The sequence below is a fragment of the Phycisphaeraceae bacterium genome (assembly GCA_019636555.1).
Taxonomy (GTDB): Bacteria; Planctomycetota; Phycisphaerae; order Phycisphaerales; family UBA1924; genus JAFEBO01.
In genome coordinates this window covers 247,525-265,793 of record JAHBXH010000001.1, presented here as the reverse complement: position 1 = coordinate 265,793, position 18,269 = coordinate 247,525, and the positions used below count along the sequence as shown (strand labels likewise).

Annotated in this window: 20 protein-coding genes; 8 read left to right on the top strand and 12 right to left on the bottom strand. The window is 63.2% G+C overall.

The genetic code is table 11. The features are described 5' to 3' along the window. Positions 1-179: 179 nt before the first annotated feature. The 4 genes from KF691_01075 to KF691_01060 form a co-directional block, all read right to left on the bottom strand. Positions 180-491 (bottom strand): nucleotidyltransferase domain-containing protein, encoded by a 312-nt coding sequence (locus KF691_01075; GenBank protein MBX3388025.1) that lies wholly within the window; start codon positions 489-491, stop codon positions 180-182. Between the two features lie 7 nt (positions 492-498). Further along, a complete protein-coding gene (clcA, locus tag KF691_01070) occupies positions 499-1,944 on the bottom strand; it encodes a H(+)/Cl(-) exchange transporter ClcA (GenBank protein ID MBX3388024.1) in 1,446 nt (481 codons plus the stop codon). Positions 1,945-1,989: 45 nt separating this feature from the next. Continuing rightward, the gene (locus tag KF691_01065; GenBank protein MBX3388023.1) at positions 1,990-2,463 is read right to left on the bottom strand and encodes a hypothetical protein; all 474 of its coding nucleotides are present in this window, start codon (positions 2,461-2,463) and stop codon (positions 1,990-1,992) included. 226 nt (positions 2,464-2,689) lie between these two features. Further along, a complete protein-coding gene (locus KF691_01060; protein ID MBX3388022.1) occupies positions 2,690-2,965 on the bottom strand; it encodes a hypothetical protein in 276 nt (91 codons plus the stop codon). A 273-nt stretch (positions 2,966-3,238) separates the two neighbouring features. Between KF691_01060 and KF691_01055 the strand changes: the two genes are divergently transcribed. The 3 genes from KF691_01055 to KF691_01045 are packed head-to-tail and all read left to right on the top strand — an operon-like array spanning position 3,239 to position 4,459. Next, the gene (locus KF691_01055) at positions 3,239-3,724 is read left to right on the top strand and encodes a hypothetical protein (protein ID MBX3388021.1); all 486 of its coding nucleotides are present in this window, start codon (positions 3,239-3,241) and stop codon (positions 3,722-3,724) included. Beyond that, positions 3,721-4,020: a hypothetical protein gene (locus tag KF691_01050; GenBank protein MBX3388020.1), complete on the top strand. Its 300-nt coding sequence runs from the start codon at positions 3,721-3,723 to the stop codon at positions 4,018-4,020. The genes KF691_01055 and KF691_01050 overlap by 4 nt, the downstream gene beginning before the upstream one ends. Before the next feature lie 43 nt (positions 4,021-4,063). Then, positions 4,064-4,459: a hypothetical protein gene (locus KF691_01045; protein MBX3388019.1), complete on the top strand. Its 396-nt coding sequence runs from the start codon at positions 4,064-4,066 to the stop codon at positions 4,457-4,459. Here the strand turns inward: KF691_01045 and KF691_01040 are convergent. After that, positions 4,456-5,472, bottom strand: a complete 1,017-nt coding sequence (locus KF691_01040) for an aminotransferase class IV family protein (GenBank protein ID MBX3388018.1) — start codon at positions 5,470-5,472, stop codon at positions 4,456-4,458. The genes KF691_01045 and KF691_01040 overlap by 4 nt on opposite strands. Before the next feature lie 138 nt (positions 5,473-5,610). Between KF691_01040 and KF691_01035 the strand changes: the two genes are divergently transcribed. The 3 genes from KF691_01035 to KF691_01025 are packed head-to-tail and all read left to right on the top strand — an operon-like array spanning position 5,611 to position 6,519. Further along, positions 5,611-5,916, top strand: coding sequence for a DUF883 family protein (locus KF691_01035; GenBank protein MBX3388017.1), 306 nt, complete (start codon positions 5,611-5,613; stop codon positions 5,914-5,916). 27 nt (positions 5,917-5,943) lie between these two features. Then, positions 5,944-6,228 carry a hypothetical protein gene (locus KF691_01030; protein MBX3388016.1) on the top strand — a complete coding sequence of 95 codons (285 nt, stop codon included), beginning with the start codon at positions 5,944-5,946 and terminating at the stop codon, positions 6,226-6,228. 33 nt (positions 6,229-6,261) lie between these two features. Continuing rightward, complete coding sequence (locus tag KF691_01025; protein ID MBX3388015.1) at positions 6,262-6,519, top strand: hypothetical protein; 258 nt, start codon at positions 6,262-6,264, stop codon at positions 6,517-6,519. A 27-nt stretch (positions 6,520-6,546) separates the two neighbouring features. Here KF691_01025 and KF691_01020 read toward each other — a convergent pair whose 3' ends face one another. The 5 genes from KF691_01020 to KF691_01000 all read right to left on the bottom strand — a co-directional run bounded on the left by KF691_01020 (position 6,547) and on the right by KF691_01000 (position 12,174). Beyond that, positions 6,547-8,112, bottom strand: a complete 1,566-nt coding sequence (locus KF691_01020; protein MBX3388014.1) for an ammonia-forming cytochrome c nitrite reductase subunit c552 — start codon at positions 8,110-8,112, stop codon at positions 6,547-6,549. A gap of 34 nt (positions 8,113-8,146) precedes the next feature. Then, a complete protein-coding gene (gene nrfH / locus KF691_01015; GenBank protein MBX3388013.1) occupies positions 8,147-8,692 on the bottom strand; it encodes a cytochrome c nitrite reductase small subunit in 546 nt (181 codons plus the stop codon). A 58-nt stretch (positions 8,693-8,750) separates the two neighbouring features. Beyond that, positions 8,751-9,845 (bottom strand): hypothetical protein, encoded by a 1,095-nt coding sequence (locus tag KF691_01010; GenBank protein MBX3388012.1) that lies wholly within the window; start codon positions 9,843-9,845, stop codon positions 8,751-8,753. Between the two features lie 56 nt (positions 9,846-9,901). Next, the gene (locus KF691_01005) at positions 9,902-11,002 is read right to left on the bottom strand and encodes a hypothetical protein (protein MBX3388011.1); all 1,101 of its coding nucleotides are present in this window, start codon (positions 11,000-11,002) and stop codon (positions 9,902-9,904) included. 119 nt (positions 11,003-11,121) lie between these two features. After that, entirely contained in the window at positions 11,122-12,174 is a 1,053-nt protein-coding gene (locus tag KF691_01000) for a metallophosphoesterase (protein ID MBX3388010.1), read from the bottom strand. A gap of 195 nt (positions 12,175-12,369) precedes the next feature. Here KF691_01000 and KF691_00995 point away from each other — a divergent pair, with 195 nt between their 5' ends. Both KF691_00995 and KF691_00990 read left to right on the top strand, forming a co-directional pair. Further along, on the top strand, positions 12,370-14,553 hold the full coding sequence (locus KF691_00995) for a hypothetical protein (GenBank protein MBX3388009.1): 2,184 nt from the start codon (positions 12,370-12,372) through the stop codon (positions 14,551-14,553). A gap of 33 nt (positions 14,554-14,586) precedes the next feature. Next, positions 14,587-14,904 carry a hypothetical protein gene (locus KF691_00990; protein MBX3388008.1) on the top strand — a complete coding sequence of 106 codons (318 nt, stop codon included), beginning with the start codon at positions 14,587-14,589 and terminating at the stop codon, positions 14,902-14,904. Positions 14,905-14,958: 54 nt separating this feature from the next. Here the strand turns inward: KF691_00990 and KF691_00985 are convergent, their stop codons facing one another. Beyond that, a complete protein-coding gene (locus tag KF691_00985; GenBank protein ID MBX3388007.1) occupies positions 14,959-15,447 on the bottom strand; it encodes a hypothetical protein in 489 nt (162 codons plus the stop codon). Positions 15,448-15,482: 35 nt separating this feature from the next. Further along, positions 15,483-18,254 carry an AAA family ATPase gene (locus KF691_00980; protein MBX3388006.1) on the bottom strand — a complete coding sequence of 924 codons (2,772 nt, stop codon included), beginning with the start codon at positions 18,252-18,254 and terminating at the stop codon, positions 15,483-15,485. Positions 18,255-18,269 lie beyond the last annotated feature (15 nt).

The following is an 18,269-nucleotide window of genomic DNA, read 5'->3' as shown; positions in this document are numbered from 1 at the left end:
CTCCGCCGCCGCATATTCTGCTGAACAGCCCCGGAGATGGCATCTCCGGGAACCACGTTCCGCACGACAGCGCGCGTGTCTTTTTGAGGGGCCAACATGGGATTTGCGGTGCCCGTGCGGGTTCTCAGCACATCGTGAGGTCGGACGCGTCGGGCGTGTCCCATACAAAAGCGCTCGGTTCACGCTGCGGCATAGAGAGGTACCTTCGCTTTTTCCATCGACGCCCTCACGAATGGATTCACAACGCAGTGCCGCTCCACCAGGTCAATCTTTCGTCCAAAAAGATCCCCGAGGTCCTTGAGCATCAGGAAGTACACGTCGGAAAATCCCTTGCGCTCCTGCGGCTGGAACTCGATGAGAAAATCGAGATCGCTTCGCGCCGGATCGAATGTGTCGTCCGTCGCCGAGCCAATCAGAAACAGCCGGGCCACCCGGTGCTTTCGGCACAGCGCATTCAGCGCCTCCATCTTGTCCGACACAAGCGGAATCATCGCCCGATTATGAGCGTCGGTCGTCCCGTTCCCGCTCCCCCGCGATCCTCACCGCCCTCAACTTCAGCGATTCATAAATCGGTTCGTTCCCCATGACCGTCGGCATGAGCATCGAGCCGATGCACACCCCGATCATCGGAAGCAGGAGCGTCGTCCCCACCGTCATTTCGGAGACGAGCACAATCCCGGTCAGAGGCGCCCGCACAACCGCAGTGAACAGCCCCACCATCGCGACAATCCCCATCGCCGCGGGATCGACTTCTGCGCCCGGTGCTACGTGCCCACACATCGCGTTCCAGCCGGGCGCGCACAGCACACCCGCCAGCGCACCGACCGCGAGCAGCGGCGCAAACAGCCCGCCCGGAGTTTGTGCCGCGTAGGAGAGCGGGCTCAGCACCATTCGAATAAGAAACAGCGCCCCCAGCGCCGCGACCGTTGTGCCGCTTCCGCTCCAGTGAAGCGCATCGCGCGTGAGTACGTCGCCTCCCCCGACCGCGACCGGCCAGAAAAACGCGAGGAGTCCGATCGCCGCGCCGATCGCCGCGGCCTTTGCCCAGCGCGGCACGCGCTTCACACTATCCGCGGCGTCGAGCATCCCCAGAATCGCCTTGTTGTAGATCACGCCGATCGCGCCCATCACCAGCCCAAGCAGCAAGAACGCCGGCATCACCAGCAAGCTCGGCTCAACCACCCCCGGGACCGCAAACTCCGGCGCCGAGCCGAGCATCAAACGAGCCACCACGATCGCGCCAGTGGAAGCTCCGAACGTCACGATCGTGATGCGCGTGTCGAACCTGCGCACCAACTCTTCAAGCACAAAGACGGAGCCGCCGATCGGCGCGTTGAACGCTGTCGCCAGCCCCGCCCCCGCCCCTGCGGCAAGCAGCGAGCGGCAATCCATCCGCCCCCAGCCCAACCGGCGCCCGATCTCATGCCCAAGCGTCGCACCGATCTGCACGCTCGGCCCTTCGCGACCGAGCGCAAAGCCCGAACCGATCGCCAGCACGCCACCCACAAACTTCACCGGGATCAGATGCCAGGGCGCAATCGGCACGTCGTGCTGCAGCACCGATTCCACATGCGGGATTCCGCTTCCGGCGCTGTCGGGCGAGAACCATTGCACCAGCCACGCCGCGATGGCGGCGGCAAGCGCGATCGCTCCGACGACCACCACTACTCCCCAGATCGGCGTGCCTTGCGCCCACTCGAGCAGCAGCACACGCCGATCGGCGGCCCAGTCGAGCGCCAGGCGGAAGGAAGCACCAACACCACCAACCACCGCGCCGACCGCGATCGAGAGCAGCACCAGCGCGAACAGGTGTGCGCCGCCCCGCCATTCCTTTTTGGCCGTGACCGCTTGCAAGGCGAATGCTCCAGACCCGCCGGCGAGAATACCAGCGATCGTTTCGGAGCGAAATAAACAACCCGCTTCGGAATAAGCGGGCCGACGCATGCTTCACACGGCTCTTCCCGGCTTCACATCGCCCGCGAGCGAAATCTACGCCGCCTTGCCGGCGCGTTCACGATCAATCTTCTCGCGCTGCGCCCACCGCTGCGGGCGCGTGTTCGATGGTGCGTCCGCCGCCTCCATCCAGTCCTCGGCGTTGCGCAGATTGATTTCGCTCTTACAGGTTTTGCGATACCCGAGGAGCCTGACCACCTCGAGCACGTCCGTCCACGTCGGGAACGTCTTGCCGTTCCCCTTTTTGAACGCATCGATGGCCGCGAGGAACATGAACTGCTCCTTGGTCATCTCGCCTTCTTCGGCGCTCTTGGTGAAATCGCTCAGACGCCGGCCGGGGCCGCGCCGGCGCTCGAGCCCGGTCGAAGGCGCTTCCTCTCCCTGCGCCTTCGCAAGCTCGCGCTTGTCGAGCCCCAGCCGGCGATCGATGACGCTCCCCTCGCGGCTCTCGCCCGCACGGAAGTCCACTCTCATCGGCCCCTGGCTGCGTTGTTCTCCGGACGTTCCCATCGGCGTGCTCCAGCGTCGATTCAGACCCCGCTCTCCTCGACCAGCCACATCGGCCCGCGCAGGTCGTGGATTCATCCGATCCGGCTTCCCTCGCGAGTCTTCCTTGCCGACCCAAAAGAAAAAGGCGGCGCCCGCAAGCGCCGCCCGCACATTCAGTCCCCGTTGCCACACACCCGGAACGGCCTTCAGTCCCCGATGGTCCGTTTTCGAGGCCGCCGAAGCCGTTTCACAGATCGTCGTCGTCGTCTTCTTCTTCCTCGTCGTCAAAGTCGTCGCCCTCGGCGTCTTCCGACTCGTCGTCAAGGAAATCCTCGTCGTCCTCGCCTTCGCCCTCGCCAAAGACTCCGTCCCCGTCGGCGTCGTCGTCTTCGAAGGGAGATTCATCGTCGTCTTCGTCGTCGTCGTCCTCATCGAACATGACGACATCGGGCAGCAGCAGCGGACGCTCTTCCAGTTCGAGCGTCCCGGTGCCGGAAAAAACCGTTTCAGTATCCGCGGCCATCAACACAGTTCCGCTCCTGTTCCTCATCATCGCGACCATGTCTCGTCCTTCCTCTAGTCGATGCTCCTACCCAGCCGCCCCGTTTCCGAGCCCCCGGCCGCAAGAGGCGGTACAGTACTGCCCGCCGTCCCGTTGTCAAACCGACTCCTGATTCCTCCAACTCGCCGGACCGACTGTGGATATCCGGTGGAAACCAGTCCCCTGTGCCCGTTCCCAGTGTCGGCCGATCTTTCCCTCCTTCCCGCCCCGCGTCCAGTCCGGCTATTTACCCAGATGAGCAACTCTTCCTCCGCCACCGGATTCAACCCGTTCGCCGGAATCGCGGCGCTCGTACTGCCCGGACTCGGCCACGTCTTGCTCGGTCAAGTCCGGCGCGGCACACTCATCGGTCTTGGTGTGCTCGGACTTTTCTTTTCCGGGCTCTTTGTCGGCGGGATCGACGCCGTTGACAGTAAGGAAGACGCCCTCTGGTTCATCGCGCAGGCCCCGACCGGGATCGTCGCTTTCGGCACGAACTACCTGCACCAGACCCGATACAAAGGAACCGATCCGGCCGGGCACGGCGCGCCCCGGCGCCCGCCCCACCCCGGTGAGTCGATCAACAGTCAGGGCGTCATCGTGCCCGGAGGCAGCCCGCCGGCGCAGCGGTCGCTCGCCCGCGTGCACGAGATGGGCATCCTCTTCACCGCCGTCGCGGGTCTGCTCAACGTGCTCGCGGCGATCGACGCGATGTTTCCAACTCTCGGGCGCAAGTCATGAACCTCTTCGCCTATACACCGTTCATCGATCCGATCTCGACGCTCTGGCACGGTGCCTATTCGTCGCCGCTGTTTGTGAACGTCTACAGCCTGATCGTGGTCTCGCTGTTCACGTCGATCGCCTACAAGGCGCTTCGCTTCCAGGATTTTTCGGGCAACCTCGGCCCGGTGCTCGCGCAGTTCTTCCGCCATGTGCTGGTGATGACCGCGCAGATCGTCTTCGGAATCTGGGGCCTCGGCCTGGTTGTCTTCCTGATCGTGCGCTACATCGTGCCGTTCATCGCACCGATGGGGTAAGTCTGCTCGCGTGCGTTGGTCGCCTCGCGTTTGAGGATTTTGAATGGCCGAGATTGCTTGCAGAAACTGCGGCTATCCACTCGCCAGTTTGTCGCGTCACGCGCCATGTCCGGAATGCGGCGCGCCACTACCGCATGTCCGGATCGGGCCGCCGCCGGGACAGCGCAGAACTGCGGTGGCGTGCGTTGCGATGGGAGCTGTTGCCGCGCCGATCTCGATTGTGCTCGCGGCGTATTTTGCAAAGTCTGGCGTGTTTGCAATGCTGCTGTTGCCCGCGATTGTTCTTTCGCTCGTGTTGATTGCGTCTCATCGGGCGTGTTTACGCGTCTTCTCTTGGAGCACGACCCAGATGATCCTGTTGGCAGTGACCGGCGCTTTTTTCGTCAGTCTCTTCCTGACTCTGGGCGCGGCTATTTGGCGCTTCTTGAATAGGCACTAGCTCGTCACCTTCCCCGACCAGGCGGCAACCATTGCTGTTCCGACTTCTCCCGGCTTTCCCGCTCCCAGCACGCGCGACTCGACCGCAACCACCGGCAACACCCCCCAGCTTGAATTCGTGAGCAGCACCTCGTCGGCGCTCAGCACATCATCGATCGAAACCATCCGCTTCTCGATCTCGAGCCCCTCATCTTCTGCCCACTCAAGCGCCCAGCGCCGTGTCACGCCCGGAAGCACGGGGCTCGGCATGACCGCTCTGCCCTTCCCGATCCCTTCATCCGCGTCGCTCGGCGATCCGGATTCCGCGCTCTGCATTTCTTCTCCGCGCGCGATCGGAGTCAGTATCCGGCCACCCTTCACAATGATCGCGTTGCTCACGCACCCGCCGCAAAGATAATTCGTCACCTGAAAAACCAGCGCCTCCGCGCCGTTCTTTGCCGCGGCATTCTGGAGTTCGCGCAAGCGCGCCCAGTAGTTGATCGTCTTGTGCCCCTGCATCGGGTCGAGGGGATTGGCCTTCCAGTCCGCGATCGTCGCGAGCACGCCCCGCTGAAACATCTCAATCGGGTACTCGGTCGCTTTGGTCGCCGAGATGATCAGGGTCGGTTGCTGCTCTTCAAGCCCCCTCCCTGAGGGAGGTGGTTGGGGGAAGGGTTCCGCACTTTGAGCGACCGACTTTCCCCGTTCCAGCAGATTCAAATCCCCCCCCGTGATCGTCAGCCGCACTCGCAGGCGCGCCGCGTCTTCTTCGTCCTCGCCCGCCTTCGCGACCGTCCGCATCACCGCCTCGCGAAGTGCATCAACGCGCAATCTCTCCGTCAATCTCAGCTCTCGCGCCGAGCCCGCCAGCCGATCCAGGTGCGCATCGACATCGAGCACCTCCCATCCGTCCGCCCGTTCCACCGCCTGCATCGTTTCGAAGAGCCCCACCCCGTGCTGCACGCCCGCATCGAATGCGGAAATTTGCGCCTCGTCGCGCCCTAAAAAAGCGCCGTTCAGGAACACTGTGGCCATTTCCAAGCGTAGCGGCGCGGCAAATGACCTCAAACTCATACTGCCTTTAGCATCGCCACACACGCCAAACGCATGATGGCATGTGACACCGGGTCGCGCGGCCCTTTTTCGACAATCCCTCCAAGAGGAGTACCACACATGGCTCGTGCTTTGAAACGCCACTCGCACAACGGTCTGTCCGACAGCCTCGACAAACTCAGCGAAGATGTCAGCCGGATCAAGGAAGATCTCGCCGAGACCGCTCAAGACGTCGCAGGTGCCGCGGCGTCGGGCGTCGCCGTGGCCAAGCGCGGCGTGACCGATTCGATCCAGTCCGCCAAAAAGCAGGGGCGCGACGCGGCGATGTCGCTCGCGGAGCAGATCGAAGAGAGGCCGTGGACCAGCGTCGCGATCGCCGCGGGCGCCGGCGTGCTTCTCGGTATGCTGCTCACCCGAAAGGGATAACGCCTGAAGAAAGTCGCCGAACTCATCGTGCGCGTCGCCGATTTGATGGAGGCCGAGGGGCGCTCCTTCTCGAGGGCGATCCGCGAAGAAGGACGCACGCTGCGTTCCGCGGCGTCCCGATTCGGAATCGCCAGCGCCGCCGTCATCGTGAGTTCTCTCTTCATCGCCCTTGGAATCATCACTTGCCTGATCGCCGTTTTTCTCGCGCTCACGCCCCCGCTCGGCATGCCCGCCGCCGCGGCGATCACGGGGGCGCTGGCGATCGCGATCGGCGCCGTCCTGCTCATCGTCGCGCACTTTCTCTCGAAGTAGCTGTTTGCAACGCCCGCCATGGATAAGCCCGACATGAACGAAGTCGAACAAGCCAAGATCCGCCTGCTTGATTGGGCGGAGGGCGTGGACGAAGGCCCTTCTCTGATCTCGGTTCCCGCCATCGGTCCGGCGCTCGGCATGGCCGCGGCGGGGCTCGTGATCGGTCACGCCCTGACCGGTCGACGCGGCGAGCGCGGGCTCATCTCGTCGGTGGTACGGAACGTCTTCTCGCTTGCGACGATCTTGCCGATCGCCAAGACTATTCTGCCGGTGCTGCTCAAGAAGCTGTGAGGCATGCGATCTCAATCGCGGCGGTGACTATTTCTTCCCCAGTTTCGCCACTTCCACCTGCCCCTGTCTCGCGTAGTCGATCGACTCTCCCACGATCCGCAAGAACTCCGACGGCGCATGGAATCCCATCGAGTTCTCCGCGTTCATGAGATCGGCCCTCCACTGCGCCTTGCGCTGCAGCGCCCGCGCGCCCTTCAATTCTTCGTCCGTGGCCCCCGCCGCGTGCGCCGCCTGGATCGCCTTGATCAGGTCGACCACCGCGATCTCGGCGCGATCGAGCTGCGCCTTGTTCCGGCTCTGGATCGAATCGACGCGCGAGAGAATCTCGCTCTCGGTGTAGTTGTGACAGGTCTGACACGAGCGGTTCACGTGCGCCAGGGGTGTCTGCACCTGATGGTCGGTGAACTTCATCGCGCCCTCGCGCACATAGGGCATGTGGCAATCGGCGCACGAAACCCCGCTCCGCGCGTGGATTCCCTGGCTCCAAAGTTCAAACTCCGGGTGCTGCGCCTTGATCACCTTCGCGCCCGAGTCCTTGTGCGTCCAGTCCGACCAGCCCCCGCTGTCGTAGTACTCTTCCATCTGCTCGGCCTTCAGGCCGTTGTGCCACGGGAACGTGAGGCGGCTGTCCGGCGGCTTGAAGTAATACTCGACGTGGCACTGCGCGCACGACATCGTCCGCATCTCCTGCCGGCTCGCCAGCTCGTTGGGGTTGTAATCCTTCGACCGATCGCCCTTGCGCCACTGCTCCACGCTCGGCAGGTGAGGAACCGGGTCCTTCGACTTCGCCAGGTTCGCGATGCCCTCGAGAAACGCCGGGCGCGTGGCCCGCAATCTCATCGACTGCGGATCGTGGCAATCAAGGCACGTCACCGGATGCTTCACGAGCTGCGTCGCTTCGTTGTACGTCAGCTTGTTTACTTCGCCGAACCCCGCAAACAGCTGCTTCTGCCCCGCCTCCGAAAGCAGCGGGTCTTCCAGTGTTCCCGGCGCACCGTTCTTGATCCCCACCTGGCGATACGCCACGACGTTGGAAGCATGACAGTTCAGGCACGCACCGGGCTGGGGCTTCTGCTTCACGCGCTCGGTCTCGCGCTGATCAAAGAGCATGTACGCGTGCCCGCGCCGCTCGCGATAGTCGATCGCGAACGCGTATCCATTGAAAATCGTCCGCAGCCGCGAATCGCCTTCCAGCTTTGATGGCGCTTTCTTCGCCGCGTCCCCCGCCACCCCCGGCTGCACATCCGCGTGGATCGCATCGTCCGGCGGCCGCCCCTCGCTCCACTTGAACCTGGCCGAAGCGTTATCCGCCGTGCGCATGTACCCGTCGTACTGCCGCGGAAAATTCTTCCCCCACTCCGCCGGATCGATCGTCGTCTCCTTCAAGTCCGCAATCCGCAGCACCGCGCTCTTCGCTTCCATCTTCCGCGTCGCGATGTTGTTGTAGAGCATCATCGCCAGCACCGTCCCCACGCAGCAGACGATCCCGACCAGCCAGTACAGCGCCGCCCGCCCGCTTCTGAAACCCCCTCCCCGAGGGAGGGGGTAGGGGGTGGGCTCTCTTGCACTCTGCGCTTGGTAGCGTCTGTTCATTTCGCGCCTGCGCCTTTCCTTGTTCGCCATCCCCTCACTTCGCCGCCCCGTGCGCCACACCGATGTGACAATGAATGCAGTCCACGCCCATCGCGTTCCAGCCCGGTGATTCATTTCCTAAAGCCACGCCCCCCGCGCCGCCCCCATACCGGATCTCGTGCGTGATATCCGCGTGGCACCGCACGCAGTTCGCGATCACATCCTCTCGGCTGCTCCTCGTGATCTGGATCGGTTCATGAAAATCCTGCAGCGTGAATCCCTTCGAGTGCCGCCAGCCATGGATCGCTTTCGTCTTGTATTTCGCCAGCGTCGAATCGTGCGGCACATGGCAGTCGTTGCAGTTCGCCCGCGCATGATGCGGCCCGCTCGACCAACTGTCGTACTGCCCCTGCATCACGTGACAGTTCACGCACGCCTTGGGATCATCGGAAAGGTAACTGAGCCCCTCCGCATACGTGAACGTGTACGTGGACACACCGATGAAGATCCCCGCCAAAGCGGAGACGATCAATCCCGCCACGCTCACCGCTGCAGCCTTCTTCATCGTCGCGCCGCCGGATCGGAGCACTTGCCGATCCAAAGCGCAGCATACCCAAAGTCAACCGCGCGTCAACGCCGCCGGTCAAAGTTTCACGCCGTCACGGACAAATCAGCTCGTTGTATTGCGTGACGAAAACCACAAAGTCAAGATCGTCCACAAAGCCGTCCACGTTCAGGTCCGCCGGGCACGGCCCCGCTGGACACTGAAGCTGGTCGTACGCGCCGACAAAGATGACAAAGTCCGCGTCCTCAACGAATCCGTCCCGATTCAGGTCTCCGCCGCAGACGATCGTGAGCGAAACCGGGCTGCTGAGTTGGGTTGCTCCACAGTTGCCGTAGATGCGTGCCCGATAGCTGCCCGCGTCGGTCGGATATGGATCATGAACGGTCAGCGTCGACGAACCCACTCCGCTAATCCGCGAGCTTTCCGTAAGCAGCACTCCGTTCTTGAGCCACTCATAAAAAGCGCCGTCCGTAGCATCAACCGAAAACACTGCCGATTGCGAAGGCGCGACATTCCCGCCGCCATTGACAGCATTGATGGTCGGCGTCACACAGCCCGAGTTCTTCAGTTCGATCGTCGCATTGAAATCCGTGTGGTTCGGATTGTCGAGCGGCGTTGCCAGTTCGGGCGGCGAGAGCACCGCGTCGCTGTAGAAGCGCAGGCCGGGACTCGTGCCGTTGCCAAACAGGCTGTTTTTGAAAACCAGCGTCCGCGGCGTCGAATCGGAACCAAGCGTGTATTTTCCCTGCAGAATCGGAACGCTCGTCTGCGGGCTTCCCAAGTACGGCGCGAGATCCGTGATGACGTTCCCGCCGAAGGAAGTCGCGACGTTCGTTCCGATCAAATACTCCGAGGCCCCTGTCCCCAAGGCCAGGAATTGCACGCCTGTCACCTGCGTGAGCGAAACCAGATTGGTGACCGCATCACCCGGAACTCTGCCCGTGATCTTCTGCTGCCCGGTACACCTCCCAAAGACCATGGCATTGCCCACGCCTCCGGCCGACGATACTTGCGTTCCTGGATCGAAATACGCGCTCATGCGAAAGTACACGCTCGCGCCCGGAACCGCGCCGATCGACGGACCCCACGAGACACCGTTCGGCGAAACCTCGTACTTCAGCCCCCACGCCGCACCGGCATGTCCCGAAGCCGCGGCCAGAACCACACAACTCGCCAGAAATACACGCATTGGATGCGCTCCTCCCTCCACACATGAATCCTACCAGTCGACGCGCGTGCCCTCCGTCACGGACACAGAAGCTCGTTGTATTGCGTGACGAAAATCACAAAGTCAAGATCATCCACAAACCCGTCCACGTTCAGGTCCGCCGGACACGACGAAGGCGGACACTGCAGTTCGTCATATGCGCGGACGAAGATGACGAAGTCCGAATCTTCAACAAACCCGTCTCGATTCAAGTCGCCGCCACAGACGACCGCAAGCGGAACCGCGCTGCTGAGCGTCGGCGATCCGCAGTTGCTGTAGACGCGAGCGCGATAGCTCCCGGAATCGGCCGGGTACGGATCGTGCACGGTCAGTGTGGGTGTGCCCACCCCGGTGATGCGCGAAGTCTCCGTCAGCACCACGCCGTTCTTCAGCCACTCGTAAAACGCCCCGTCGGTGGCATCAACCGAAAAAACGGCCACTTGCGAGGGCGCCACATTCCCGCCGCCGCCGACGGAATTGATCGTCGGCGAGACACACGTGGAATTCTTCAACTCGATCGTTGCGTTGAGATCGGTGTGGTTCGGATTGTCAAGCGGCGGACCGCTCTCGGCCACGGGCGGATTCACGTCGCTGTAGAAATTCAGCCCGTTGATACCACCCGAACCGAACGCGCTGTTCCTCACCACGAGCGTTCGGGGTGTGGGATCAAGACTCAGCGTGAGTTTCCCCGACAGGATCGGCATAATCGTCTGCGGATTCCCGACATAGGGCGTGATGTCCGAAGTCACGAAAGACGCGAACGACGTCGCGGTCGCCCCCCCGATCAGGATGTTCGATGAATTGAACGACACCGTCAAAAGCGCCGCGTTCCCGGTCGGCGCGAGGCGGACCACGTTGGTCACCGAATCCGCCGCGAGCGCCCCGGTGATTTTCTGCTGCCCGGTGAACCGCGCGAGCACGAGCGCGTTTCCGATGCCGCTGCCGCTTGTCACTTTCGTTCCTGGGTCGAAGTAAGCGCTCACGCGAAAATACACGTTGCCGCCCGGGATCGCGCCGATCGAAGGTCCCCACGAAACCGCGTTGGGTGAAACCTCATACTTCAGCCCCCACGCCGCGTTCGCTTGAATCGCCGCGAATCCCACCGCCGCCGCGCCTGCTACGACCTGAAAACAACTCATGCCGTGCTCCCTGACCCCACCCAATCAGCCTATCCGGCTGCGACTCGCGGCACAATCCTTTTTGTCAAAACCGCTCGACAGCGATGCCTCCCGCGCCGATCGCCCGAACAACCGCCGCATCAAGACGGCGTCTGCGCCTTCCACCCATACCCCACATACCGATTCTCGAACGTCCCGTCATCAAACAAGTCCACGATCGCGTACCCCTCGCCACACTCCTTGTGCTTTCCCTTCCACCAATTGCCGCTCACCGCGCCGTTGCAGAAGTACGAAACGCCGCAGTAATCAACGCGATCGATCAGGTGCATGTGCCCCGAGAGCGCAAGCTTCACCTGCGGGTTCTCAAGAAAGAGCTTTTTGAGCCGCCCGTAATCGATGCACATCAGCGCCGGGTGCACCACGCGCTCGCGCTTCTCGTTCAATCCGCGATCGAGCACCGTCGCCGTAAAAAGTGAAATGTGCGACATCACCAGCGTCGGGTGCATCTTGTTCAAAAGCAAATCGCCCCTCAGCCACTCGAACTGCGCATCGTCGATTCCACCGAAATACCCGCCCGGCTCCACCTGCACCGAATCGAGCACCACAATGTGCCACCCGTTCTGATCGAACGAGTAGTACGCGCCGAACCGCTTCGGGTCCGGGCTCACCTCCGCCGGAATCTTGAGCGCCTCGACCGCCCACACCTTCCCCCACTTCTGCTCTTCGCCCGTCGTCCCGCTCACCTTGGTGTTCAATCCCCAGCAATCGTGATTCCCCGCGGCGTGAAAAATCGGTCCCGACCAGTTGTCCGCCAGAACCTTGTGATACAAGTCCCACTGCTGTTGTACCCGCGCCTCGCCCGCATCGATCGCATCGAAGATCGCGTCTCCCCCGTGCAGAATCAGATCGACCCTGTCGCCCTCGGCGCTCATGCCCGCCGCGGCAAGCGCCTCCGCATACGTCCGTTCCCGGATATGCGTAAGGCACGCCGCGACACCTTCTCCCGCGCGCAGCTCCGGCTCAATATGTGTGTCCGTGATGTGCGCGATCCGCACCGAGCGCTTCCGCGTCTTCGCCGGCGCATCCTGCGCCGCGCCCGCACGATCCGGGAGCAACACCCCGGCAGCCCCGATTCCTACCCCCGCCCCGACCCCGCTTCCGATGAATGCCCGTCGCGAAAGAACGCCGCTCATCGCTGTTGCCTCCTGCGGCTTGCAGCATACTCGACCCGAACTTGCATGTTGACCCCGCCGCGTCGCGAGTTTCTCGGCAATTTTGCGGCCTTTCGGGTATCCGCGGGTTCCCGATTCGTCGCACAAAGAGATTGAGTCCACATTCCGCGCAATCCGTCCAAGGCATCTCTGCGCGCCCGCGCAATCGGAGTCTCTATGTCTCTCCCACGCTTGATCGTTCTGTTCACCCTGCTTCTCGCCCATGCCGCGCTCGCCGGGCCGCGCAAACCCAAGGTCATGTTCGTCCACTCCGACACTGCCGCTGCCGCGCAGGATGTCGTGAACAATCTCTCCGGCACCGGACTCTTTGCGCAGGTCGATTCCTTCGACGCCGGCGCCTCGACTCCCACCTTCGCGCAGCTCTCCGACTACGACGCCGTCCTGCTGTGCAACAACGTCCCCTGGGCCGACCGCGTCGCGCTCGGCAACGTGCTCGCCCAGTTCGTGGACTACGGCCATGGTCTCGTGCAGACCATGTTCACGACCGGCGGTGCCGCCAACAGCAACCTCGCCGGCGCTTGGACTTCCTCGTACAACTGCATCGCGTTCGGCACCTCACAGCTCGGCTCCCCGGCCTCCCTCGGCACGATCGCGCAGCCCGATCACCTCATCATGAACGGCGTCGCGAGCTTTTCCGGTGGCGCCTCCAGCCCCCGCCCCAGCGGCACAACACTCATCGCCGGCGCCACGCTTATCGCTTCCTGGTCCGATGGAAAACCGCTTGTCGTGGCGGGCCCCAAGATCAACCGCGTTGATCTTGGCTTTTACCCCGCGCGAGCAGGTGCCTCATCCTCCGGCTGGGACTCGACCACCGACGGCACCAAGCTCCTCGCCAACGCCCTCATGTCCGTCATCCGCCCCAAAGTCTTGCTTTGCGTCGCAACCAACGCTTCTTTCTCCGATCCGGAATTCACCGACACGACCGCGCGAATGTGGGTAACCGGAATGTTCCAGAGCATCGCGCAGTTCAACGCCGCGAACGGAACGCCTTCGCTCAATCTTTTGAAGGACTACGACGCCGTTCTCACTTGGTGCACGAGCCAATACCAGAACTCAACCGCGATGGGAAATGTTCTCGCCGACTATGTCGATGCGGGTTACGGCGTTGTCGTCGCCGGCGTGACCAACGCGCTCACGGGCGCCAAAACACTCGCCGGCCGCTGGAACGATGGCGAATACCGGCTCCTGACCGGCGGCCCATCAAGCACGACCGGCGCCGCCTCGCTCGGGACCATCTTCTACAACACACACCCGATCATGAACGGCGTTTCTTCCTTCAGCGGCGGTTCCTGGAGCTTCCGCACGACCAGCACCACGCTCCCGGCTCACGGTTTCACCGTCGCGACCTGGAATGACGGCAAGATTCTCGTCGCCGCCTCCACGCTCTATCCCAACCGCGCGGACCTTGGCTTCTACCCGCCCTCGAGCGCGGCCGGCGCCGGCTTTTGGGACCCCGCAACAAAGGGCGACCTGCTCTTGGCCAACGCCCTGATGTACACCATCCGCCCCTTCGTCTGCCTCCTGCATTCCGAATCCAATCCCGCCGACGCATCGACGCTCGCCCAGCGCCTCCTGCAACTCCATCGCTTCAGCGGCGTTCGGGTTCTCACGGGTCTTGACTCCGTTACCCCGCTCGCGACTTCCCTCCGTCCGTTTTCTTCGATTCTTCTCTGGGGCCACACGGTTTTCACCGACGCAGCAACCGTGGGCAACCGCCTCGCCGATTACGTCGATGCCGGGGGCAGTGTCGTCGAGGGCCTCTTCAGCAACAGCGCAAGCCTGGGGCTTGACAACGCCCGGCCGCGCGGCCGCTGGATCTCACAGGGCTACGACATCACGCCCGAAGGATCGACCGGTCCAACGCTGATTGGCTCCGCCTCGCTCGGCTCGGCCGTCGGACCGCAGCATCCCATCACAACCTTCGTTCGCCAGTTTGCCGGCGGCATCAACAGCTTCCGACAGAACAACAACCCAATCCTCCGAGGCCGGCGCCTCCTCAATTGGTCCGACGGCAAAATGCTCGCCAGCCTGCACGGCTTCCGCCGGCGCGTCGACCTTGGTTTCTGGCCCGTCTCGGGCTCGGAAGCCTCCGGAAGCTGGAACGTCCGCACCGACGGCAACACGCTGATCGCAAACTCTCTCGACTTCGCTTCGAGCATGAAGCCTTGCCCCGGTGATTTCAACGGCGATGGCCAGGTGGATGACAGCGACTTCCTGCTCTTCGTCATCTATTACAACAACCTGCTCGACCCCCGAGGCGACCTCACCGGCGACGGTTTCGCCGAGGATGCGGACTTCTCCGTCTTCGTGAATTCGTACGACGCGCTCGTTTGCCCATAGCCCTTTGGCCCATTCATCGGTACGCTCCGCGGCATGCCGCACAGATTCAAATCGCGGGCGCATATCGTCGGAGCCGTTCTTCTCGGCCTGATCGTCGTCGCAGGAGGCGTGAGCGGCATTCTCACCGGCAACATGAGTCACCGCGGCTACCGCGTCGCGGGCCTCATCGCCGGCCGCGCGTTCGGAGCCGCCCTTGTTTTCGGCGGGCTCGCCTGGCTCCGCGCCGTGTGGATGGCGACGCGTCACCCCACTTTCGATCTCGAAGACGGGGCCTTGCGCTTCCTGGTCCTGCTTGCCGGCCTCTGCGTGGCCGCGGCACTACCGCTGCTTTTTCTCGATGTCGCGTTCTGAATCGCCAGCGACGATTCGTCTAAACCACGATTTCACAATGTAGCGACCGCTCAGCTATTGCACCTTCTCAAACTCCACGTCCCCGATCCTTTCGTCGTGAATCCGAATCGAATGTGCCGCTCCGCCCTTGGTCACGAAAGTCCCCGTCCCGCCACCAAGTAGCGATTCCTTCCCGATCGCAAATCCACCGTCGCTCGCCGAAACATCCAGCGGCACCGCGCCCAGGAGAATCTCAACGCTTTCGCCAGTCGGCACCACGCGCAGCGTCCCAAAGTCGGCGTTCTTGTATTCGCCCGCCCAGCGCGCCACGCCTCCCGGAAAATCGCTCGCCGCGAGTTTGCCCCATACACCCTGCTCCGGGAGTCCGCGCTCGCGCAGCCTCTTCACGAGCTTCGTCATCGAGTCGAGGATGTCGACACCCGACTTTTCACCCGTCAGCCGCTCGAGCAGATCGATCGCGATCGTGTCACCCAGGCCCTTCGGCAACCCGATCGAATTGATCAGCACCGCAAACCCAGCGTTGTCCTTCGGGAGAATCAGCACCGAATGCCCAGTGCCTAGTGCCTAGTGCCTAGTGCCTAGTGCCTAGTGCCTCTCTTGAACGTGAACGCCGTCCCCTCGTAATCCACCTTCACGCTGTCTCCATCGCCAAAATCTCCCGCCAGAATCCTTGTCGCCAGCGGGTTCTCGATCCGCTGCTGGATCGCCCGCTTCAAGGGCCGCGCGCCGAACGCCGGGTCCCAACCCTCCGCCGCGATCTGCTTCTTCGCGCCGTCCGTCAGTGTGATCGACATCTCGCGCTGCGCGAGCCGCTCGCGCAGCCGTGCCAGCTGAATCTCCACGATGCTCCCGATCGCATCTTTCCCGAGCGGGCGGAACACCACCGTCTCGTCGATCCGGTTCAACAGTTCTGGCCGCATCAGCCCGCCCGCCGCGCCTCCGAGCATCGCCATCTTGCGCATCGCGTCCGCAACTTTCGGCGACAAGCCCGCCGCCTGCACAAACTCATCCGCCGCAAGGCCCGCCGGCCCGCGCTTCAGCATCTCCCGCACCGCCGCTTCGATTTCCCAATCCTCCGCGCCCTGATTCGTGAGCTCCTGAATCTGAGCGCTCCCGAAGTTGCTCGTCATCACGACAATCGTGTTGCGGAAATCAACGGTGCGCCCCTGGCCATCGGTGAGCCGCCCGTCATCAAGCACCTGCAACAGAATGTTGAACACATCCGGGTGCGCCTTCTCGATCTCATCGAGCAGCACCACGCAGTACGGCCGCCGGCGCACCGCTTCCGTCAACTGCCCGCCCTCGTCGTACCCGACATAGCCGGGCGGCGCGCCGACCAATCGCGCCACGGCGTGCTTCTCGCCGTATTCGCTCATGTCGATGCGCACCATCGCTTCGTCCGTATCAAACAGAAACTCCGCGAGCGCCTTGCACGTCTCGGTCTTGCCCACGCCAGTCGGCCCCAGAAACAAAAAGCTCCCGATTGGCCGCTTCGGGTCGCCGAGCCCCGCGCGGCTGCGCCGCACCGCATCGCTCACGGCCTTCAGGGCATGCTCCTGCCCCACCACGCGCTTCTTGAGCTGCTCTTCCATCCGCACCAGCTTCTCGCGCTCCCCCTCCACCAGCCGCGACACCGGGATCCCCGTCCACCGCCCCACGATCTGCGCGACCTGCTCCGCATCCACTTCTTCTTTGATCAGCGTCCCGCCCTTGGCCACGCGTTTCGCCCAGCGCGACTCCGCATCCGCAAGCTGCTTCTCGAGCTCGCGCGACACGCCATACCGAATCCGCGCCGCCGCCTCGAGATCGCCGCGACGCTGGCTCTGCTCGAGTTCGACATGCTTGCGCTCGATCTCTTCGCGCACGCGCTTGATCGTCTCGAGTTCCTGCTTTTCTTCTTCCCACTTCGCCGTCAGCGCGCGGTTCTTCTCCTGAAGCTCCGCAAGCTCGCGCTCGATCCGCTCTGTTTCCTTCTGGTTCCCCGCCTCGATGCCCCCGCTCATGCCATGATGCCTTGTTGCCTTGATGCCTTCTTTGCTTTCTAACTTCAGCGTTTCCCGCTCCAGTTCCAGCTGCATGATCCTCCGGCGCAGCTCATCCAGCTCCGTCGGCATCGAGTCGTTCTCGATGCGCAGCCGGCTCGCCGCCTCATCAATCAGGTCGATCGCCTTGTCCGGCAAGAACCGGTCCGCGATATACCGATTGCTCAGGTTCGCCGCCGCAAGGATCGCGCCGTCCAAGATCCGCACGCCGTGGTGCGCCTCGTACTTCGGCTTCAGCCCGCGCAAAATCGCAACCGTCTCTTCCACGCTCGGCTGATCCACGTACACCGGCTGGAAGCGCCGCTCGAACGCCGCATCCTTCTCCACATGCTTGCGATACTCATCCAGCGTCGTCGCGCCGATGCACTTGAGCTCCCCCCGCGCCAGCGCCGGCTTGAGCAAGTTGCCCGCGCTCACCGCGCCCTCCGCCGCGCCCGCGCCGATGATCGTGTGCAATTCATCAATGAACAGAATCACGCGCCCGTTGCTCCCCGCAACTTCGCGCAGCACCGCTTTCAATCGCTCTTCAAACTCGCCCCGGAACTTCGCCCCCGCCAAGAGCTGCCCCACATCGAGCGCGATGATCCGCTGATTTCTCATCGCCTCCGGGCAGTCGCCGTTCACGATCCGCAGCGCCAGTCCCTCCGCGATCGCGGTCTTACCCACGCCCGGCTCTCCGATCAACACCGGGTTGTTCTTCGTGCGCCGACTCAACACCTGCATGCAGCGCCGGATCTCTTCATCCCGACCGATCACCGGATCCAGCTTGCCGTCTCTCGCCCGCTGCGTGAGATCGATCCCATACTTCTTCAGCGCCTCAAACCCGCTCTCCGCGCCCGCATCCGTCACGTTCGTCACGCCGCTCGCCTCGCGGATCTCCTTCACCGCGCCCTCGAGCTTCGATCGATCAAGCCCCACCGCGCGCAGCACATCCCGCGCCGGCCCCACAACCTCCGCGAGCGCAAGCAACAGGTGCTCGCTGCTCACCAGCGAATCCCCCATCTTCTTGCTGATCTCTTCCGCCTTCGTCAAAATCTCCATCAGCGCGCGCCCCGCGCTCCCCGCGCCGCTGCTGCTCTTGGGCTGGCGGCTCAATTCCGCGCGCACGAGCGCCAGCACTTTCTTCGGCTCGCTCCCCGCGCGCGCGACGACCGACGCCGCAACTCCGGCTTCCGTCCCTTCGTTCCCTCCGAGCAAACCCGCCAGCACGTGCAACCCGTTGATCTCCGGGTTCGACAGATTCACCGCCTCGCTCTGCGCGTTCGCGAGCGCTTCCTGTGCCGCATTCGTCAATCGATCCGGACGCATGGATACCTCCGCATC